The sequence below is a fragment of the Ruegeria sp. N11 genome (assembly GCF_056531525.1).
Map to the genome: position 1 here is coordinate 117,089 of NZ_JBQFLX010000001.1, position 19,566 is coordinate 136,654.

The 19,566-nt window shown below is 57.7% G+C and carries 21 protein-coding genes, 1 tRNA gene and 1 pseudogene; 10 read left to right on the forward strand and 13 right to left on the reverse strand.

Annotation, left to right across the window (positions count from 1 at the left end; all coding sequences use genetic code 11):
• Window positions 1–40: 40 nt before the first annotated feature.
• Genes ACR0J8_RS00620 through ACR0J8_RS00640 form a run of 5 tightly spaced genes read right to left on the reverse strand, consistent with a single transcriptional unit; the run spans window position 41 to window position 5,216 of the window.
• On the reverse strand, window positions 41–1,402 hold the full coding sequence (locus ACR0J8_RS00620; RefSeq protein ID WP_480522600.1) for a glutamine synthetase family protein: 1,362 nt from the start codon (window positions 1,400–1,402) through the stop codon (window positions 41–43).
• A gap of 57 nt (window positions 1,403–1,459) precedes the next feature.
• Window positions 1,460–2,497 carry a TRAP transporter substrate-binding protein gene (locus ACR0J8_RS00625; protein WP_170610097.1) on the reverse strand — a complete coding sequence of 346 codons (1,038 nt, stop codon included), beginning with the start codon at window positions 2,495–2,497 and terminating at the stop codon, window positions 1,460–1,462.
• 57 nt (window positions 2,498–2,554) lie between these two features.
• Window positions 2,555–3,880 (reverse strand): TRAP transporter large permease, encoded by a 1,326-nt coding sequence (locus tag ACR0J8_RS00630; RefSeq protein ID WP_170610096.1) that lies wholly within the window; start codon window positions 3,878–3,880, stop codon window positions 2,555–2,557.
• Window positions 3,880–4,404, reverse strand: a complete 525-nt coding sequence (locus tag ACR0J8_RS00635; protein ID WP_321252206.1) for a TRAP transporter small permease subunit — start codon at window positions 4,402–4,404, stop codon at window positions 3,880–3,882. The genes ACR0J8_RS00630 and ACR0J8_RS00635 overlap by 1 nt, the downstream gene beginning before the upstream one ends.
• Window positions 4,401–5,216: an N-formylglutamate amidohydrolase gene (locus tag ACR0J8_RS00640; RefSeq protein WP_480522603.1), complete on the reverse strand. Its 816-nt coding sequence runs from the start codon at window positions 5,214–5,216 to the stop codon at window positions 4,401–4,403. The genes ACR0J8_RS00635 and ACR0J8_RS00640 overlap by 4 nt, the downstream gene beginning before the upstream one ends.
• A 107-nt stretch (window positions 5,217–5,323) precedes the next feature.
• Here ACR0J8_RS00640 and ACR0J8_RS00645 point away from each other — a divergent pair, with 107 nt between their 5' ends.
• Window positions 5,324–6,193, forward strand: coding sequence for a MurR/RpiR family transcriptional regulator (locus tag ACR0J8_RS00645; RefSeq protein WP_480522605.1), 870 nt, complete (start codon window positions 5,324–5,326; stop codon window positions 6,191–6,193).
• Between the two features lie 88 nt (window positions 6,194–6,281).
• Window positions 6,282–7,037 (forward strand): annotated as a pseudogene (locus tag ACR0J8_RS00650) (hypothetical protein); the annotation flags it as partial.
• A gap of 7 nt (window positions 7,038–7,044) precedes the next feature.
• On the opposite strand, the gene ACR0J8_RS00655 reads toward ACR0J8_RS00650, so the two are convergent.
• A complete protein-coding gene (locus tag ACR0J8_RS00655; protein WP_480522607.1) occupies window positions 7,045–7,719 on the reverse strand; it encodes a TIGR04283 family arsenosugar biosynthesis glycosyltransferase in 675 nt (224 codons plus the stop codon).
• Window positions 7,720–7,792: 73 nt separating this feature from the next.
• Between ACR0J8_RS00655 and ygfZ the strand changes: the two genes are divergently transcribed.
• Window positions 7,793–8,530 carry a CAF17-like 4Fe-4S cluster assembly/insertion protein YgfZ gene (ygfZ, locus tag ACR0J8_RS00660; protein WP_480522609.1) on the forward strand — a complete coding sequence of 246 codons (738 nt, stop codon included), beginning with the start codon at window positions 7,793–7,795 and terminating at the stop codon, window positions 8,528–8,530.
• A 106-nt stretch (window positions 8,531–8,636) separates the two neighbouring features.
• Entirely contained in the window at window positions 8,637–9,581 is a 945-nt protein-coding gene (locus ACR0J8_RS00665) for an ABC transporter transmembrane domain-containing protein (RefSeq protein ID WP_170610087.1), read from the forward strand.
• A gap of 57 nt (window positions 9,582–9,638) precedes the next feature.
• On the opposite strand, the gene efp is transcribed toward ACR0J8_RS00665, so the two are convergent.
• Window positions 9,639–10,202 carry an elongation factor P gene (gene efp, locus ACR0J8_RS00670; protein WP_170610085.1) on the reverse strand — a complete coding sequence of 188 codons (564 nt, stop codon included), beginning with the start codon at window positions 10,200–10,202 and terminating at the stop codon, window positions 9,639–9,641.
• Between the two features lie 219 nt (window positions 10,203–10,421).
• On the opposite strand from efp, the gene ACR0J8_RS00675 reads away from it, so the two are divergent.
• Window positions 10,422–10,742 (forward strand): DUF6280 family protein, encoded by a 321-nt coding sequence (locus ACR0J8_RS00675; protein WP_037310273.1) that lies wholly within the window; start codon window positions 10,422–10,424, stop codon window positions 10,740–10,742.
• 64 nt (window positions 10,743–10,806) lie between these two features.
• Here the strand turns inward: ACR0J8_RS00675 and ACR0J8_RS00680 are convergent, their stop codons facing one another.
• Window positions 10,807–11,376 carry a cobalamin biosynthesis protein CobQ gene (locus tag ACR0J8_RS00680; RefSeq protein WP_480522613.1) on the reverse strand — a complete coding sequence of 190 codons (570 nt, stop codon included), beginning with the start codon at window positions 11,374–11,376 and terminating at the stop codon, window positions 10,807–10,809.
• Window positions 11,377–11,436: 60 nt separating this feature from the next.
• On the opposite strand from ACR0J8_RS00680, the gene ACR0J8_RS00685 reads away from it, so the two are divergent.
• Window positions 11,437–12,894 (forward strand): cobyric acid synthase, encoded by a 1,458-nt coding sequence (locus tag ACR0J8_RS00685; protein WP_480522615.1) that lies wholly within the window; start codon window positions 11,437–11,439, stop codon window positions 12,892–12,894.
• Between the two features lie 4 nt (window positions 12,895–12,898).
• Here ACR0J8_RS00685 and ACR0J8_RS00690 read toward each other — a convergent pair whose 3' ends face one another.
• The 3 genes from ACR0J8_RS00690 to ACR0J8_RS00700 form a co-directional block, all read right to left on the reverse strand.
• On the reverse strand, window positions 12,899–13,663 hold the full coding sequence (locus ACR0J8_RS00690; RefSeq protein ID WP_480522617.1) for a hypothetical protein: 765 nt from the start codon (window positions 13,661–13,663) through the stop codon (window positions 12,899–12,901).
• A 74-nt stretch (window positions 13,664–13,737) separates the two neighbouring features.
• A complete protein-coding gene (locus tag ACR0J8_RS00695) occupies window positions 13,738–15,156 on the reverse strand; it encodes a TolC family outer membrane protein (protein WP_170676266.1) in 1,419 nt (472 codons plus the stop codon).
• Between the two features lie 95 nt (window positions 15,157–15,251).
• Entirely contained in the window at window positions 15,252–15,905 is a 654-nt protein-coding gene (locus ACR0J8_RS00700; RefSeq protein ID WP_480522619.1) for a protein-L-isoaspartate O-methyltransferase family protein, read from the reverse strand.
• Between the two features lie 225 nt (window positions 15,906–16,130).
• Here ACR0J8_RS00700 and ACR0J8_RS00705 point away from each other — a divergent pair.
• Window positions 16,131–16,204 (forward strand) — tRNA-Cys (locus ACR0J8_RS00705).
• 62 nt (window positions 16,205–16,266) lie between these two features.
• Here the strand turns inward: ACR0J8_RS00705 and ACR0J8_RS00710 are convergent.
• Window positions 16,267–17,343, reverse strand: a complete 1,077-nt coding sequence (locus tag ACR0J8_RS00710) for a tyrosine-type recombinase/integrase (RefSeq protein ID WP_171186031.1) — start codon at window positions 17,341–17,343, stop codon at window positions 16,267–16,269.
• 471 nt (window positions 17,344–17,814) lie between these two features.
• Here ACR0J8_RS00710 and ACR0J8_RS00715 point away from each other — a divergent pair, with 471 nt between their 5' ends.
• Window positions 17,815–18,120 (forward strand): hypothetical protein, encoded by a 306-nt coding sequence (locus ACR0J8_RS00715; protein ID WP_131727396.1) that lies wholly within the window; start codon window positions 17,815–17,817, stop codon window positions 18,118–18,120.
• Window positions 18,121–18,122: 2 nt separating this feature from the next.
• Here ACR0J8_RS00715 and ACR0J8_RS00720 read toward each other — a convergent pair whose 3' ends face one another.
• Window positions 18,123–18,764, reverse strand: coding sequence for a hypothetical protein (locus tag ACR0J8_RS00720; protein ID WP_480888672.1), 642 nt, complete (start codon window positions 18,762–18,764; stop codon window positions 18,123–18,125).
• 158 nt (window positions 18,765–18,922) lie between these two features.
• On the opposite strand from ACR0J8_RS00720, the gene ACR0J8_RS00725 reads away from it, so the two are divergent.
• Window positions 18,923–19,135 (forward strand): helix-turn-helix domain-containing protein, encoded by a 213-nt coding sequence (locus ACR0J8_RS00725; protein WP_170349196.1) that lies wholly within the window; start codon window positions 18,923–18,925, stop codon window positions 19,133–19,135.
• Between the two features lie 2 nt (window positions 19,136–19,137).
• Window positions 19,138–19,338, forward strand: a complete 201-nt coding sequence (locus ACR0J8_RS00730; protein ID WP_058260737.1) for a hypothetical protein — start codon at window positions 19,138–19,140, stop codon at window positions 19,336–19,338.
• The last annotated feature ends 228 nt before the right edge of the window (window positions 19,339–19,566 follow it).

The following is a 19,566-nucleotide window of genomic DNA, read 5'->3' on the forward strand; positions in this document are numbered from 1 at the left end:
CCGAAGGCACCCGGGCGCGCAGCGCCCGCTCTCCCCTAGCCTACGCCCGCTCGAAGCCCCGGGCCACTTCCCAATCCGTCACCACGCGCTCGAATTCCTCAATCTCGACCTCGGCCGCGCGGGTATAGTGATCCACCACATCATCCCCCATAGCCCCGCGCAACATCGCCGAGCCATGCAGCGCGTTGCGCGCATCCTTCAAAGTGCCGGGGATCATGCCCGTGTCGCCCTGATAGACATCGCCCCTTGCAGGCGGTTGTAGCTCCAGCCCCTCTTCGATACCCGCAATCCCGGCCGCCAACATTCCGGCCATCGCCAGATAGGGGTTCATGTCCGACCCAGGGATCCGGCACTCGACCCGAACCGCCTTGGTGCCATCCCCGCACAGGCGGAACCCGGCGGTGCGGTTGTCCACCGACCAGATGATCCGCGTCGGCGCAAAGGTGCCCTTCATGAACCGCTTGTAGCTGTTGATGTAAGGCGCCATGAAGTACGTGTAATCGGCGGCGTATTTCAGCAGGCCCGCCATATAGCTTTTCATCAGCGCCGACACGCCCAGCTCATCTTCCGCGTCATAAAACGCGGGCTTGCCATCGGCCCAAAGCGACTGGTGCACGTGGGACGAACTGCCCACCTTGTCGTGATGCCATTTCGGCAGGAACGTCGCCGCATGGCCATGCTGCCAGGCGATCTCTTTCACCGCGTTTTTGGCAATCGAGTGATATTCCGCCGTATCCATCGCCGGAGCGTATTTGATGTTCAGCTCTTCCTGCCCGGTCTCGGCCTCACCCTTCGAGTTTTCGACCGGAATGCCCGCATTCCACAGATGGTTGCGGATCGGTCGCATCACATGCTCTTCCTTGGTGGTCTGCAGGATGTGATAATCCTCGTTATAGCCCGAGATCGGTTGCAGATCGCGGAACCCCTCCTTGCGGATCGCATCAAAGCTCTTTTCGAACAGGAAAAACTCCAGCTCGGTGGCGCACATCGCCTCATAGCCCATCGCCTTCAGGCGGTTCACCTGCTTCTTCAGGATCGAACGCGGCGCATGCGGCACCTCTTCATGCGTGTGATGATCCAGCACATCACACATCACCATCACCGTCCCCTCAAGCCACGGCACCGGCCGCAGCGTGTCCAGATCCGGCTTCATGACGTAGTCGCCGTATCCCCGCTCCCAGCTGGTCGAGGCATACCCGTCCGGCGTCCCCATCTCGAGGTCCGTCGCCAGCAGATAGTTGCAGCAATGCGTCTCTTCCCACGCACCCGCAACAAAATGACCCCCATGAAACCGCTTCCCCATCAAACGGCCCTGCATGTCAACAAAACAAACCAAGACTGTATCAATGTCACCGGATGCGACCTGGGATTTCAGGGTTTCGAATGTCAAAGTTGCGGTCATGAAACAAACCTCTAGCTGCTGACGGGGGCACCAAACGCGGTGCCCCCGAGTTTGGTATCAATCGAAGGTATAGGGAGCACCGGCCTGGTTGATGACCGAGTTGTACTCGCGGAAGATGCCAACAATCTTCTGGTGAATCTCGCCTTCCTGCGCGACCTCATCCCAGAATTCGATAGCTGCGTTTTCAACCTCTTTCCATTCCGAGGCCGGAACTTGCCGCAGTTCCAGCTTGTCGCCGTTGGCACGCAACGCCGCTTCGCCACCCCAGTACCACTGGTTGCGATAGGTGTGGCCCGCCTCGATCCCGGCCATGACAACCGATTTCAGGTGATCGGGCAGTTCGGCCCAGCGTTCCTGATTTGCGAACCACGAACCGATCCAGGCACCCGAGATGTTGTTGGTCAGGAAGTAGTCGGTCACATCGGCCCAGCCCACGGTGTAATCTTCGGTGATGCCCGACCATGCCATACCGTCCAGCTCTCCGGTCTGAACCGCCACTTCGGCATCCTCGTAAGGAATGTTCACCGGCACGACGCCAAACTTGGCCAGGAAGCGACCCGCCGTCGGGAAGGTGTACAGCTTCAGCCCGTCCAGATCGCCGAGCGTCTTGATTTCCTTCTTGGTGTTGAAGTTGCACGGGTCCTGACCCGCAGCAGACAACCACGCCACACCGACCTTTTCGTATTCTGACCGCCAGATATCGGCCAGACCGTACTGATTGAACAGCACGGGCACATCAAGGATATGTTTGGTCGCAAAGGGGAAGTAGCCGCCGAACTGGCGCAGCGGGGTCGGCGACGCCATCGAGTCGTCGTCCGAATGCACCCCGTCGATGGTACCGCGCTGCAGCGCCTGGAACAGTTCGCCGGTGGGAACGATCTGATCGGCAAAATACAGCTCGATCTCAAGTTCGCCATTTGCGTTGGCGTTGATGTAGTCGATGGCAGGCTTGGTCACGTGCTCGCCCAATGCGCTGCCGGCGTAGGTCTGGAACCGCCACTTGATGGCCGACTGTGCTTTGACGATTGCAGGGCTTGCCAGAGTGGCCGCCCCGGCCAGCCCCGCCGACCTTAGAAATCTGCGTCTTGTTGTCATTATCCTTCTCCTCTGTTTAGTCGAACTGAGTTTCGCCCCTTTGCGGGGTCTTCTGGCTTATTTTCCATAGACATAATTCGGCAGCCAAAGCGCGATTTCGGGGAAGATGATGATCGTTGCCAAGGCGCAGGCCATCACCAGAACAAAAGGAATGATCGAGCCATAGATGTCGCGCAGCGTAATTTCCGGCGGGGCCATCGCCCGCATCAGGAACAGGTTATAGCCAAACGGCGGCGTCATATACGCGATCTGCGTGGTGATGGTGTAGAGAACGCCGTACCAGATCAGGTCAAAGCCCAGCTCTCCGACCAGCGGCACATATAGCGGGGCCACGATCACCAGCATCGCGGTGTCGTCCAGGAACGTGCCCATCAGGATAAAGCTGAGCTGCATCAGGACAAGGATCATCCAAGGGGATAGCCCCAGCTTTTCGGTGAACAGGCTTTCGATGGCCTTGACCGCACCCAGCCCGTCGAACACGGCACCAAACGCCAACGCCGCCAGAATGATCCACATGAACATGCAGGATATTCCCAGCGTATGCCGCATCGAGTTTTCAAACACTTCGCGGGTCAGGCGCCCTTTCAGCGCTGCTGCCAGCAGCGCCGTGATCGCACCAATGGCCGAAGATTCAACCAGCGAAGTCCAGCCGTTCACGAAGGGGACCATCATCACCATGAAAATCCCGACCGGCAGTAATCCGGCCTGCAGAAGGCGCAGCTTCTCTCTCAGTGGGATATCGCGTTCTTCGGCTGGCAGAACCGGGCCCAGCGACGGGGTGATCCGGCACCGGATGATGATATAGATGATGAACATGGCGGCCATCATCAGGCCGGGAAGAACCCCGGCCAGCCAAAGCTGACCAACCGGCTGACGTGCGATCATGGCATAGAGAACCAGAACCACAGATGGCGGCACCAGAATTCCTAATGATGACCCTGCCTGGATCACCCCGGTGACCATGCGTTTGTCGTAGTTCCGCCGCAGCAGTTCCGGCAGAGCAATCGTGGCCCCGATGGCCATGCCCGCAACGGACAGCCCGTTCATCGCCGAAATCAGCACCATCAGCCCGATGGTTCCGACCGCCAGCCCGCCCGACAGTCCGCCCATCCAGACATGGAACATCTTGTACAGATCATCCGCGATCCGGCTTTCGGACAGGATGTATCCCATGAAGATGAACATCGGCAGTGTCAGCAGCGGATACCACTTCATAACCTTGATCGCAGCCGCGAACCCAAGATCATAACCGCCCCGGTCCCCCCACAGGAACAAGGCAGACACCACAGCGACAAAGCCGATCGCGCCAAACACCCGCTGACCTGTCAGCAGCATCAACATCATTGATGCGAACATCAGCAAGGCAATCATCTCGTAGGACATCAGATTACCTCTCGGGGGATGTCGTGGCCGCAAAGGCGCAGGATGTCTTTGAAGAACTCGGAAATGGCCTGCAAAAGCATCAGGAAGATGCCGACAACCATGATCAGTTTGACCGGCCACAGATACGGCCGCCAGATGGTTGCGCTGCGCTCTCCTCCGTATTGGAACGAGTACATCAGGCTGTCCCAGCCGCCCCACAACAGGATGATCAGATAGACAATAAGGAACATGACGGTAAACGCGTCAGTCCACGCCTTGCGCCGATGGGACCATTCTCCGTACAGCAGATCCATCCGCACATTCGACCCCATCTGGATCGAGTACGGCCCGCCAAGCATGTAGTAGGCAACCATCGCGAACTGCGCCATTTCCAGGGTCCACAGCGACGGAACAAAAAAGGTTTTCGAGATTGAAGACCACAGCAGGATCGCCATCATGGCGAACAACCCCCACATCATCACGCGGCCAACCCTGTGATTGACCGCGTCGATGACCCGCACATATATCTCCATCGCCCGGATCACATTTCCGTCCTTTCCCCGAAATCGTTCAACGTGCGGCTGATCCATGGCACAAGACACGCCGCCATCGCCTTTTGCTGATCTTCCGTTCGGATCAGATCATTCCGGATCTCGATCATCACATTCAAAAGCCCATTGGGCCTCGCCTGCGCATCCAGCGTATGCGCTACGCCGTCCGCGGCCGAGTATGGCTCGTTCAGGCGGGTTTCAAACTTCAGATCAACAGGTGCAGACGCCATCATGGCCTGCGCAAACCGGTCATCTTCGCCATGCAACAACCCCAGCTCTACCGATCGGGGCTTGCCGTGATAGACCGGCGTGAAACTGTGGACCGTCACCATCAGCCGCAATGTGTTGCGATGCGATTGAATCTGATTGGATAAGCCGGCGCAAAAGGGCCTGTAAACATTGTCTATTCTGTCCTGCCGCTGCTGCGGGGTCAGATCGGCGTTGGCGGGGATTCGGATATCTTCGCTTTTCACCACCATCGCCCCGATCGCTTCGGGCGGGCGGTTGCAATCATAGACAAGCCGAGACACTCCGCCATGAACCAATACCGCAGACATGCCCGCCGCGATCAGCCGGGCTACCGCCAACGCCCCTGGATCCCACGCGATATGGCTTTCCAGTGCCGCAGCGGGCAACCCCAGATCTCCCAGCGCTTCGGGAACACGGTTCGACGCATGCTCGCACACCACAACCACGGCGGGAGCATCGTTTTTCGCTTCGATATGAACGACCGGTCCGTAGTCCAATGTGCAATCCCGTGATTCCAGAAAGCGCCCCAGATTGGGCGTGTGGAAAAAATTCCACATCGGACATTCACCTGTCAATATTTTTCCTGTACAAATTTCTCCAACCTTGATTGCAGTGAAAAAATATTCACATCACAGTCGACGTCATCAAACAGGAGGGTCCAACCGTGCGGGTAACGGACAGGCTGCTGACACACCGGGACAAGCTGACCCCATCCGAAAGGCAACTGGTCAGTGTGTTGCTGGATGACTATCCGATGGCCGGTTTGGGCAGCATAACAGAACTGGCCAGCACGGCGGGGGTTTCCACCACGACAGTCGCGCGCATGTTGCAGAAAACCGGGTTTGACGGCTACCCGCAGTTTCAGGCAGCGCTGCGCCACGAGGTTAAAGAGATGATCTCGGGGCCCGAGGCCAAGCGCGATCTCTGGCAGAACGATCTGCCCGAGGAACACATCCTGAATCGCTATTCGGGGCGAACGCTGGAAAACCAGAAACGCACGATCGACGAAGTGGATCCGGCGGAATTTGACAGTTTCTGCAGGTTGCTGTGCGACCCGGACCGGCGCATTTTCCTAACCGGAGGAAGAATAACCGGCACACTGGCGCAGTATCTCTACCTGCACCTGCAAATGATCCGGCCGGATGTCAGAATGCTGCCTGTTGCCGCCTCGTGGACACATGACTTGCTGGACGTGCGTAAAGGGGATGTCCTGATCGCGCTGGATGTCCGGCGGTATGAAAACTCGACCTTGCTGATCGGGCAGCTCTGCCATGAGCGTGAGGCGGAAATTGTGCTGTTCACTGATCAATGGCGCTCACCCATTCACAGGCTGGCCAAGCACACGTTCAGCGCACGCATCTCGGTACCGTCAGCGTGGGACTCGATGGCCGCCATTCTGGTTTTGATGGAGTGCGCCATTGCCGAAGTACAGGAACGTCTGTGGGATTCGGTGAAAGCGCGGACCGACGAGCTGGAACAGGCCTTCGACCGCACGAAACTCTTTCGGAAATTCGGGCAGAGCTCAGGGTCTTAACATCTGCCGAATGGCGACCCATCCCAATCGGTACAACTGCCCGTGAACACTGTTGCCAGCCGGACGGCAGTCCGTACACTTTGAACCCATGACGTTCATTACGGAAAACCAGCTGCCACTGCTGATCCTGTTCTTTCTGGTGGGTTCGGTCGGAACGGCATTTTTGTTTCGCAAGCCGGCCGGGCACCGGGCCTGGAAACTTGCCGACTTGGTCTGGGTCGTGCTGGGCGGCATCGGCGCGCTGGTGGCGGTGCTGGCGGGCCTTTATACCTCGGACAGTTCTCGGCTGGACCGGCAGATCGACGTGGCCTATGCAGCAACGCTGGCCTTTGACCGCGATGCGGCGCGGTTCCGGCTGCGGTTCTGCGACCCGGCCTATGACCCGGATACAGCAGTTTTGTGCGACAAGGTCGAGTTCCTGTCGGCTTCAACCGCCAGCAATGCCGATCTACCCCTGTTCATTGCCGTCACGAACGAGGTTGCGCCGCTACAAGGTCTGCATTTTCTGTTCGGAACCGGGGCCAAGGACGACATGGACGAAATGCGCGACATGGCCGCCACGGCCGACGCTTTCAACATCGACCAGTTTCTTGTCTTCACCTCGTTGGATGAAAAAACCCAGACCGCAATCGACAACATGCGTCGCAAAGTGCCTGCAATCGCCGGGGACTATCTTATTCTGGCGCAAAGCTATGATGACCTGATCGAACAGGTCGGCAAGCTGAAGGATGAATGGGAATACCTGCAGGCCAACGCGCATATTCTGGTTCTGCAGATCGTCGCTTTGTGCCTGGTCAGTTTCGCCGCTCCGTTCCGGCTGGGCAAATCGCTGGTCGAACTGCGCGCCGCATTCAACGCCGATACTGCTGTGCCAGTTGTTCCGGATCGGCCCCCAGAAAATAGCGAAACACCAGCCACAGGTTCCGCCCTCCCCGACGCAGCCAGCCCAGACGCTCATAGCGCTCCGCGCTCGTAACGGCACGTACGGGCAGGATGCGCACGCGCGGCAGCGCCCGGACCAGCGCGACATCCTCCATCAAAGGCTGATCCTTGTAGCCGCCAGCAGCAAGATAGGTTTTGCGCGGCACCAGCAACCCCTGATCGCCATAGGGCAAGCCAAACAGGCGGCTGCGCAGATTGGCCCAGCCGGCGACCCATCGGGGGGCAAATCCCCGGGCCTGAAACTGCAGCAGAAACGCAGCCGGTGCTCCGGTTTCCAGATGTGAGGCCACCGCGTCGCTCCACCCATTTTGCAGGACCGTATCCGCGTGCAAAATCATCAACCACTCAGCCGAAGCCGCCTGACATCCGCGCCGCAATTGTCCACCGCGCGAAGGCGCGCCTTCTACGATCCTGGCCCCGGCCTCCTCCGCCATGGCCAACGTCTCATCCGTTGACCCTCCATCGGTAATCACTAACTCGCGGATAAGACCCACCTGCACCCCTTCCATCAGCGATTGCAAGGTTCCGGGCAACGAGCCAGAGGCGTTCAGGGTCGGGATCACGATGCTGATTGGCGCGGGCACGTCCGTTAACCTCTGGTCATGGTCACGGAAACTCCTATATCACGGAGCCCAAGGAAATGACGAGGACCACCCCATGCCCAATCGCCGCATTCTGCGCCTTTCCGGTAAGGACACTGACAGCTTTTTGCAGGGGCTGGTCACGAATGACGTCAACAAGCTGGCCAATGGCCTCGTCTACGCCGCATTGCTGACGCCGCAGGGCAAATACCTGGCCGATTTCTTTCTGAAACGGGACGGGGATGCCATTTTGCTGGACGTTGCCGAAGAATTGGCGGACGGGGTGGCCAAACGGCTGGGCATGTACAAACTGCGCGCCGATGTGACCATCGAAAACAGTGATTTGAACGTTCAACGCGGAACCGGGCCTGCACCCGAAGGCGCCCTGCCCGACCCGCGCCATACCGAACTGGGTTGGCGTGCTTACACATCTGCGGCAGAAAGTGATGATGGCACTGACTGGGACGCGATAAGGGTGCGGCGCTGCATTCCGGAAACCGGGGTCGAACTGACACCCGACACCTTTATCCTTGAAGCCGGGTTCGAAGCGCTGAACGGCGTGGATTTCAAGAAAGGCTGCTATGTTGGGCAGGAAGTCACCGCCCGCATGAAGCACAAGACCGAACTGCGCAAAGGTCTGCGCGGGGTGAGCGTTGATGGCATTGCGGCGGTCGGAACCCCGATTACCTCAGGCGGAAAACCTGCCGGGACCCTTTTCACCCAGTCCAATGGCCTAGGGATCGCCTACCTGCGCCTGGACCGCGCCGGGGACGACATGATAGCCGAAGACGCGAAGGTTACATTGGCCCCTTAACATGTTGCCAAAGCGGCACGACTGCGCCCAGGAACTCTGCCCTGCCCTTTGAACATGGCCACCCGCGCTGTCACACTGGTTTGAGTTCAGCAAACCGGATGCTTCAATGTTTCAGCTATACAGAGCGATCTGGCGTGCCAGCGCCGGGCGGCAGATCTTCCTAATCGTTTTGTCCATCGCAATCGCAGGTCTGGCAGCCGTTCCGCTGGAGTTTCAGCGCGATATCATCAACCACCTCACCTCGGACGATGTCACGACGGAAAAGCTGATTTATCTGGGCACGGGAATGATGTCCGTCATTCTGCTCAGCCTCGCGCTGAAATGGCTTTTGGGGTTTCGCGCCGGAACACTGGGCGAGGACATGATCCGCATGATCCGCCAGCGGTTGCTGGTGCGGGCCTCGGATGTAAAGGCGTCAGGCGAGGCTGTTCGCAAGGGAACCATGACCACCGCCATTTCGGCCGAAGCCGAAGAACTGGGTAAATTCGCCGGCGGCGCGTTTTCAGACCCCGTGGTTCAAATCGGAACCCTGATCAGCGTGATCGGCTATATCTCTTCGACCCAACCGGGTCTGGGCATGATCGCCTTTTCGATGATCGTCCCGCAAATCATCATCGTGCTGATCTCGCAGCGTAAGGTGAACGTCTTTGTCGCCGAGCGAGTTCATATCCTGCGAGGCGCAACCGACAAGCTGACCATCGAGGAGATCGACGCAGTCTCGAAAGAGGTCGACGCCTTGTTCGATGATATTTATGAAACCCGGCGCAGAATGTTCCTCTGGAAGCTGTCCGCCAAGTTTCTGCTTAGCGTCATCAATGGGGCCGGAACTGTCGGCGTGCTGATGCTGGGCGGCTATCTCGTGCTGAACGGCAAAACGGATGTCGGGACGGTCGTCGCAGCCACGAGCGGGCTTGGCCGAATTCAGGGCCCTACCGCGTTCCTGATCGCGTTCTACCGGCAGGTCAGCGCAAACCGCATCAAATACGAACTCATGCTCGAGCTTTTCGGCCCACACCCGGAGCGCTATCGGCAGATCGAAAGAAGTAGGTAAAGAAAAACCGCGCAGTACGGAACCGCGCGGTTTTTCACTTTTCGAACAAAGGGCGCGTTATGCGCGCTCGGAATATTCCATGGTTTCGGTGTTCACGACGATCATTTCGTCCTGCCCGATGAAGGGCGGCACCATGACCTTGACACCGTTGTCCAGAATGGCCGGCTTGAACGAATTCGCGGCGGTCTGGCCTTTGACGACCGGCTCGGTCTCGACAATTTTGCAGGTCACTTTTTGCGGCAGCGTGGCGTTCAATGCTTCGCTTTCATAGAATTCGACAACAATTGTCATGCCGTCCTGCAGAAACGGGCGGCGCTCGCCCAGCAGATCGGCAGGCAGTTCGATCTGCTCATAGGTTTCGGAATCCATGAACACCAGCATGCCATCGGATTCGTACAGGAACTGCTGATCTTTCTGCTCAAGGCGGACGCGTTCGACCTTGTCCGCCGAGCGGAATCGTTCGTTCAACTTCGAGCCGTTGCGCAGGTTACGCAGTTCGACCTGGGCAAAAGCACCACCTTTACCGGGCTTTACGTGGTCAACTTTGACCGCGGCCCAAAGCCCGTCGTTATGCTCAAGCACATTGCCGGGGCGAATTTCGTTCCCATTTATCTTGGGCATTACATAAATCCTTCACAAACGGTTGATGCGTCAGTTCCCGTCCCTATATCTGGCGTGACCACACCTGACAAGACAACGACACCTAGTGCTGCACTTGCAGCAAGCCATGCACATGACGCAACGCAACTATGCATTTTAAGTGTATCCGAATCGCACCTAATAGGTCATAAGAGCCGCCACGCCGAAAATGCAAGAGCAAGAACAACAAGGATTGACGAGATGAGAGATTTCGTTGACGGCACTGCCTTTAACAACGAGCAAGGCAATCGTGCTCGCAAACTTTTTGCAGCCGTTGTTTTGGCTGCTTTGGACGATGCCATTGCCGATGACAAGAAATACGGCAACGGCCCGGAACAAATCGCCCGCTGGGCCCGTTCGCGCGATGGTCGCGAGGTGCTGTCCTGCGCGGGTATCGACCCCAACGAGCGGGTCGTCAGCGGACTGATGGAGTTCGTTGGCCGTGGCGTGCGCACTTCGGTCGCGCTGTCGCGTGAAGAAAGCGAGCGTCGCAACGCCGCACAGCAAGCTGAAGCCGCCTGATCAACGGCGTCTTCCGGTGAAAAAACGCGCCCCCAACTACGGGCGCGTTTTTCTTTTGAACGCTTCAGAAGAACAAAAGCCACTGGCGCGCGACCCAGATCTCGGCTGCCAGCATTGCCGCAAAGAACAGCTTGGCTGAAACCGACAACCCTCTTTGCCACAACAGCAGGTATGAACCTGCACAGACCGCGACGGACACAGGCGCGACCCATAGGGCGTGATGTGTGCTGTCCCAATAGCTGACCGGGCTATCAAACACCCAGTCCGTCAGGGGCCAGAGGTGCGGGCGACCATCCCCTGCGTGCAGCAGGAAATCCATCGTCACATGCAATAGCGCGGCCAGGGTGGCTACGATCAGTAAGCGCCAACCGCGCCAGATACCGATCAGCAACATCGCCGCCCACAGAAAGAAGGAATTGTCGATTGCAAAGACCGTTTGCCATGATTTCGAGTAGTAGAGCTGGCCGAAAACCACCTGTTCAGGAATGCCCAGAACAAACAGCGACACGCCAGCCATAAGATAGAGCGACAAATCCGGCAGCAGAGACCCCAGCAAAGCCGCCGATAAGGTTCGGCCCCGGGCTGGTCGCGCAACTGCGGCCGCACCGATCAAAAGATGCGCGGGCGTATTCATCCGGGCTTTCCCTTTGGCCTCAAATCAGGTCATCTGCGCCTCAACGTATAGGAGACGCCCATGGTTCGCGCCATCATGATTCAGGGAACCGGCAGCAATGTTGGCAAGTCGGTTCTGGTCGCCGGTCTGGCGCGGGCCTTTACAAAGCGCGGGCTGAAGGTTGCTCCGTTCAAGCCGCAGAACATGTCCAACAATGCGGCCGTGACCGAGAACGGTGGCGAGATCGGGCGCGCTCAGGCGTTGCAGGCCATGGCTGCGAAACGACCGACGCATACCGATATGAACCCGATCCTGCTGAAGCCGGAAACGGATACCGGGGCGCAAATTATCGTGCAGGGCAAACGCGCGGGAACGATGAAGGCTGGCGACTATCGCAAGGATAAATCCAAACTACTGGGCGCCGCGCTGCAAAGCTTTGACCGGTTATGCAGCGACGCCGATCTGGTGCTTATCGAAGGTGCGGGCAGCCCGGCTGAAACCAATCTGAGAAAGGGCGACATTGCCAACATGGGGTTTGCCTGCGCAACAGGGGTGCCGGTGGTGCTGGTCGGCGACATCCATCGCGGTGGCGTGATCGCCCAAATCGTCGGAACACAGGCCGTTCTGGAAGATCGCGATCTTGCAATGATCAAAGGGTTCGCCGTCAACCGGTTCAAGGGCGATGTTTCACTGTTCGATGAAGGGCGCGATGACATTGCCGGGCGGACCGGCTGGCCCTGTCTGGGCGTGGTTCCGTGGTTTCACGACGCCTGGAAACTGCCTGCTGAAGACATGATGGACATCCGCTCTCATGGTGGCGGGGCGTGCAAGGTAGTTGTCCCGCAACTGGAGCGCATGGCGAATTTTGACGATCTCGATCCTTTGTCGGCCGAACCCGGCGTGACGGTCGAGATTGTCCCCGCCGGGCGGGCCCTGCCCGGTGATGCCAATCTTGTGTTGCTGCCCGGCAGCAAGTCCACCATCGGCGACCTGGCCTATTTCCGGGCACAGGGTTGGGATGTGGACCTTATGGCGCATGTCCGCCGCGGCGGCCACGTTCTGGGCCTTTGCGGCGGCTATCAGATGCTGGGCAAAACCATTTCTGACCCGGACGGCGTCGATGGTCGACCGGGCAAAGTAGACGGTTTGGGCCTGTTGGACGTCGAAACTATCATGGCCGGGGACAAGCACGTCAGACTGCGCACTGCAAAGGCACTGACGGGCGGAGAAACCGTCACCGGCTACGAGATACATATGGGACGCACCGACGGGGCCGATTGTGACCATGCCTGGCTGGAGATTGACGGCCGCCCGGAAGGCGCTGCCAGTCGAAATGGCCGCATCCGGGGCAGCTATCTGCACGGCATCTTTTCGTCAGACACGTTCCGCGCCAGCTATCTGGCGCAGTTCGGTGTGAATTCAGACCTCAGCTACGATGACGGTGTGGAACAGACGCTGGATGATCTGGCGGATCATCTGGAACAGCACATGGACTTGGACCTGTTGCTGTCCCTGGCCGCACCGCCGACCCGCCAGTAACAGTTTATTCGAGGTTCTGAGCAGACAATGCGCGGTGGATCTCCCGCCGCACCAGTTTGCGCAGATTTCGCGTGATACGTTCCCCAAGAACACCCTGCAATTCCTGCCGGACCACATCGGCCACCAGTTCCCGCAATGCATCCTCGTCCAATGTGGGAACATCCAAATCGTCTAGATCATCTGCTTCAGGCTCCGCCCGTTCAGAATATGACGCCTGCGAAGATCGTACAAATGTCGCCGAGAAGCTTTCGTCTTCAGTTTCGTCAATCTGGTCGTCAAGTTGCTCGGATCCAGCCACGAACCCGCCTGCCCCATCCCAGCTCAGTGGGTTGACCTGCGTCCCCGAATAAGCGTCATCGCTGTTCCCGTCAGGCTCCCACTGGTCCTCGGTCCGGGCTATGGCGGCCTCAAGCGCCTCTATCTTTGCGCTCAGACTTCCCGCGAGATCGTCCGCGGCCCCTGCTTTGGACCCGTCTTCCAACACTGATGTATTGGCAGGCTCACGCTCACCGTTTTTGATGATGTCGCTAGCGCTCAGCACCAGAGGTTTTGCGGTGCGTTCTGTTTCGCACCCGGGAACACCTTCCGGCGCTTCCTGCTTTCTTTCAACCCTGACGGGATCATCGACCCGCAGGGAATCGGTCAGAACCAGCCGGCTTGGCTTGCGTTTGGACGCCAAATCGGGAACCTTGCGGCTTTCTTCGCTGACCAGACGTTTGACCGAGGACAGGACGTCCTCGATCCCTGCTTTTACGACATTATCCGTCATTGTTCTCTACCGCTCTATCCTTACGGATAAGTGTAGCCAAACAATTCGAACCTCACAACCGATAGTATTGCCCGTCAGTCACGACGCAACGCTTTGAGGACGCGATCCAGGTCACGGCTTTGCTTGCTGACCTGTGCCGGAGCCTTTTTGACGAGGTTATAGTACAGCGTCGGATCATAAATCTGCACGGCCAGACCAAGGCGTTCTGCGGTCAGAAGGCCCTGAGCCTGCAGCAAATCATAGGCTGCGCGGGTTCGCTCTGTGCGCGATCTGACTTCGGCGAGTTGCGCATCCAAAAGATCCTGCTGAGCGTTCAGAACATCCAATGTTGTCCGGGCCCCCAAGGTCGCTTCTTCACGGATACCATCGAAAGCAACCTGCGACGCACGAACCCGTTCGGTCGATGCTCTCAAGCTTGCGCTGGCCGCCTGAAAAGCCGCGTACTGGTTTGTTACGCCTTGCGTAATGTTCTTTTGAACATTCAGCAGATTGGCGCGCGACCCATCGCGTTGCGCCATGGCCCGACGGACGTTAGCTGCCAGTCGGCCACCGGCATAGATCGGCTGCCTGAAAGTTAGCGAGACACTGGCATCGTTGATGTAATCGCTATTGTCATAGCGTTCTGTAACACCCGCGTCAGCATCCAGGGAAACGTTCGGACCCAAGTTTGCCCGCTGTTGCTGAACGATGAGATCCAGCGCTCGCACCTGATGCTGCGCCGACAGAATCGCTGGATGGTTACGTTGCGCCAGGCTGATCGCTTCCGCTTCGGAGCGAGGCAGACTGGGCAAACTTGGCTGACCGGCTGTTCGTCCGGGAGCATTACCGACCGCATTTACATATTCAGCTTGCGCGATATCCAGATCGCCACGTGCAACGGCCAGATCGGCCTGTGAGCCAGCCAATTGAGCCTCGGACAGCGCCACGTCTGTCCGGGTGACTTCACCAACCTCGAAGCGATCATTTGATGCGCGAAGTTCCTCTGCCGAAACCTCGACGTTGTTCTGGCGAATGGCCACAGTCTCTTCCTGCAGCAACACATCCAGATAGGCACTTGCCGCCCGGCTCAGAACTCCCTGCTCGATATCAATCAGGCTCTGTCGGGTCGCCAGCACAGTTTCTTGAGCTGATTGTTTCCCCAAGATCGATGCACCGCCATCATACACGAGTTGGTTAAGCGTCAGACCCGTGAAAAATCGAGAAGGTTCGTTGGTCGTGACCACATTATTGGTCCGTGCACGGGTGTAGTCCTGGCTTACCTGGACGGCCCAGTTGATGATCGGCCGCAGCGCTGACAGCGCAATGGCGACATCTTCGTCCGCCGCACGCAACAACGCCCTGTTCTGCTCAAGCAAACCGCTTGTATTGTACGCGCCGATGAACGCATCGGTCAGATTATCGGCCCAGACCGCGCGGCCGGGTATTGCGCTCAAGGCAATGGCGGCGGTCAAGGCCGCTGCCCTGACCAGTCTACCAGTTGGCGTACCACGCATAACCAAGTCCTCTCAAATCAAAATAACACTGCTCGTTGGGCAGTTTGCGCCTTTGTTTTCAACTAATCAAGGCAGCGAAATAATCTGCTGTCGGACTATAGCGAAAATGCACTTTCGGCCGAAAATGCCTTCAGAACCGGCGCGCTGGCATTGAACGCATGGCGCCAGGTGACACGCCCGCCGGATTTATAACCGATGCGCACTGCCCCCAGCTCACCCTCCATGAACAGGCAGGCAATCCGGCCGTGATCCTTGAGTTGCGCCAGCAAGTCCTGCGGAACCTGTTCGACACCCCCCTGCACCATGATCACGTCATACGGCCCATGTTCAGCAGCCCCCTGTTCCAGAAGGCCGACATGCACGATGGCATTGTCGGCGTCAGCTTCCATCAAAAGCGTTTGCGCTTCGCCGGCCAGGCTTTCCTCTTCCTCGACAGCGACGACCAGTTGCGCCATGCGCGCTGCAACCGCAGTCGAGTAGCCAAGCGCCGGAGCGATGTCCAGCACCACCTCGTTGTTGGAAATGTTGAGCACATCCAGCATCTTGGCCAGCGTCCGCGGTTCGGTCATGTACCGCCCGTCGCCCAGATCGATCAGATCTTCGACATAAGCGGCTTCGCGCTGTGCGTGCGGCACAAAATTCTCGCGTTTGACGCTGAGCATCGCATCGATGATGGGAAACTTGGTGACATCGGAAGGCCGGACCTGAGTATCGACCATCGTTTGGCGACGTTTTGCGAAATCTGTCATTGGATCGCTCACTTGCTCTCTTGATTGTTTGGCTTGTGCCACATCCCATGCCAGCCAGCAACGGCTCATGCACTGAATCTTGCCGATGATGCCCGGTTTGCACACAATGCGGGACTGCATTTCCAAAGCCGGATGCCAAAATTGCAATCAATCCTCTGGACGCCCCAGACGAAAGCTGTTAAAACGCCTCTCACACCACGGCAAGTAATTGATTTTACTTAAAAAGGCGAGTTGGCGGAGTGGTGACGCAGCGGATTGCAAATCCGTGTACACCGGTTCGATTCCGGTACTCGCCTCCATTTAAAAACAATCACTTACATCACTCCTTGCCGTGCTTGAGGCCCTGCGTTTACAGGGGCGTTTACATTTTTGTGTCTTGAGACAGTGATTTCGCTCGATTGAGCTTGCGCAGAACCGCATCGCTTTCGTCCGGGCTAACCTGCGCATAATGCTCGATTACCTGCGCCGCGTAGCGAACCGACCACCCCATCAGAACTGCGATTTGGCGCAAAGACAGATCGGCATTCAGCAATCTTGTCGCCGCTGTCCCGCGCGTATCGGACAAAGTCTTCTCGCGCCCATCGATCCATGGTGGGATCTCCGCTTCGCGCCGCCACTTGGTGATCTGGTTCGATGCCCAACGGGCCGTCAAAGGCCTGCCAAGCTCTGACACCAGCAGCACATCTTGGCCCTCCGGCGTCTCTGCGATCAGTTTCTCAAGGGCTGAAGTGGCCGGGATATATGCGATCTGGCCGCGCTTACTGGTCCTGAAACGAAGGCGTTTGCCGTGCGGCGTGTCTTCGAATTGGTCCATTTTGACCTGAACCAGATCGGCCGCTCGCAAACCGGTTTCGCATCCGGCGGTCAGGATTCTCTGGACCCATTTCGGCGCGTACTTATTGAACTGAGCGATGTCCCCGCTCGTCCAGATGATCTCTGTGCGGTTCGATTGGTAGAGCTTCTTGAGCTTGTGGCAGTGATGCTCTTTCAGCTTTCCCTCTTCCACCGCCCAATTGAGGACGCGTGTCGCATGGGTGCCCGCCATGTCGTGCTGCTTGGGCGAATGGAGCCACTTCTTGCGCCAATTATTGACCTCGCCCCGCGAGGCGCGTTCTTCGAACATCGCGACAGGATCTGCACCGAATTCTTCGCGAAACAGCTCCAGCCATTTGCGGATATCAGCCTTTGAACGCTCAGCCTTGGGCAAGGACGCGCTGGACAGAAAATCGTCGACCAATTGAGTCGTCAGATATTCAGCTGGGTTCACGGGCGTACCGCACTGCGAAAACGCATGGAAGAATTCGGGTTCCTTTGGGTTTGGGTCCGTCCCTTCCCAAAATTTGGGGCCGCCCCGCCAAGCATAGAAATGGTAACGAACACCAGACACGACCTTGCGCCGAACACGGTGGACGCCCTTGGGAAGGTTACTTCTGGGCACGGCGCGCTCTCCGCTGTGCAACGAGGCTCGGTTGCGAAGTGGCCTCGCGTTCTGCTGCGCTGATGCCCTGAACAGCATCCAATCGCGCGCGGATGAGTTTCGGATCATACCACCCGCGCCGTCCTGGCACCGGAGCGATACCCGTCCTACGGCAGAAGTCATAGAAGGACGCGCTCGGCTCACTGTAGCCGAAGAGAAGCGCAAGCTCTGGGGTCGGAATCAGCTGAATATGGCTTGGGCTCATTTTTCAGCCCTCTCACCCACGGCTTCTTGCCGCGACATGGCTGCCCGCAAACAAGACACAACCTGAGCGCCCTGTGAGCGTAAGTTCCGCACAGCCTCCTCTTCGAGCCAGGCTTTCACGTCCGCTGGAAGGTTAAGTTTGAATTGGGTTGTCTTCATATTTACACCTCAATAAAAGGACATAAAATGTCCATATCATTGGGGACAAATATTGTCCATCATGGAATCATGAAAGAAGAAGCCTTGGTCCAATTCAAACTCTTGCTTCCCGCCGCGCTCAAGAAGCGTCTGGAAACGCATGCCACACTGAACCGGCGCAGCCTGTCTCAGGAAATCGTCGTCGCGCTTGAGGAGAAGTACCCGGCTGCAGAACCGGATGCGACGTCGGATCCAGCCGCGCGGCTGCTGTTCTGGCTCGCCAAACGCATCCGTCGAAGAAACCCAAAGCCTGGGACGCCAAGGGACAAGCAAGCCGCCCTGTATGAGCGCATTGCGGGCGATATCGCGGAACGCATGAAAGACATCGGGGAATAGCCCTAGTAGGCCACCCACTCATATCCGTGGTTCCCTTCGTGATCTTCCCATTCCACGCCAACTCCTCGTCGCCAATTCGATGATGAACAGCGCCGTGACGGCAGAACCCATTGCGGGGCGGCCGCTGGTGTCGTGCTTTGCCAGCCGAATTCGCCCTGCGTGCCATAGGTCCCGAGGCGCATGTTGTAACTCTCAGAACAACCATCGTCGCGACCGCGTTCGCGATGGCTGTAGTGCCGAACATCCCAGACACGAATCGAGCGTACGAAATCGAATTCCAGACCACTGATGTCGATATCGGCACCACCTTCGACTACCTGTGCCAGAATGACTTGTGCGAGCTGCTGACCTGATTGGTTGCTGGCCTCCCAGATTTTCGGGGCCGTGCTTTGCAAAGGCACACGCTCAGAAACACCCATCGGACAACGCCAGATTTGCAACGGCGGCTCAATCGGCCAGGGCGTGATCCGACGAATAAACACGGCACGGGCATGGGCACATTCTGCTGACGCGGGCCACCCACCAGCCAGGCAAAGCAGAATGGCGCAGTCAACCTGATAGGCCTTAGCCGCCTGCGGAGCCACAGCTGAGAGCAGCGCCACGACAGCTCCAGCGCTCCAATTTCTGATAAGTCTGGACCACATATCAATAAATGCCTTTCGACTACATTACTGCATTATTGTTAAGCTACCTGAAATCCCGACCTCTACACCATATGCGAGCATAGTGTTTGTGATGCTCGCGCGCGTTTTGTGGAATATATTCCGTAGAGCGGTTCTTGTGATCTGGCCGAATAGAGGCCATGAAATTACGGGAACGAGTAGGGTTAAATGTCCGGAATCTAAGAAGTTCCAGAGGATTGAGCCAAGAACAGCTAGCTTTGGCTGCGGATGTAGATCGCAGCTATATCAGCGAGATCGAACTCGCCAAAAATTCAGCATCAATCGATGTTCTGGAGCGGATCGCACTTGCTCTCGAAATCGACCCACAAGAGTTATTAAACAAGAGGGGCTGATATTGCCCGAAATTACGAGTGTTCGCACAACGGCCGAAGCCATCGGCCGTATTTCATGCATCAAAACAGGTGAAGAAATCGGCCTTCTGTATCGCTGGGACAACGGCGAGACGCAGGCTGCGTTGCACAATGACGGCGAGCCTATAGCGCAACACAACTCAGAGCTTACCACTGAACCAGACATTGGTGGAAAACGCAGCTAACGGCCGGAAAGAGCCCATCTTGTGAATTTGAAATTCTCGCTGCGAGCGCACGCGGCACGATTTTTGCTGCAACTGCGTGATTAACCGTGCTGCGCCGCGATGTGAAAAGGCGTCGTTCATGCAAGTTGCAGCAAGCCGAGGGGGATCAATTCACAGATCGCGGACTTTCTGGACGCTTGCAAGTGCGGCCAGTGCGACCGCGAGAAACTTGCCACCGACCTTCGCGAT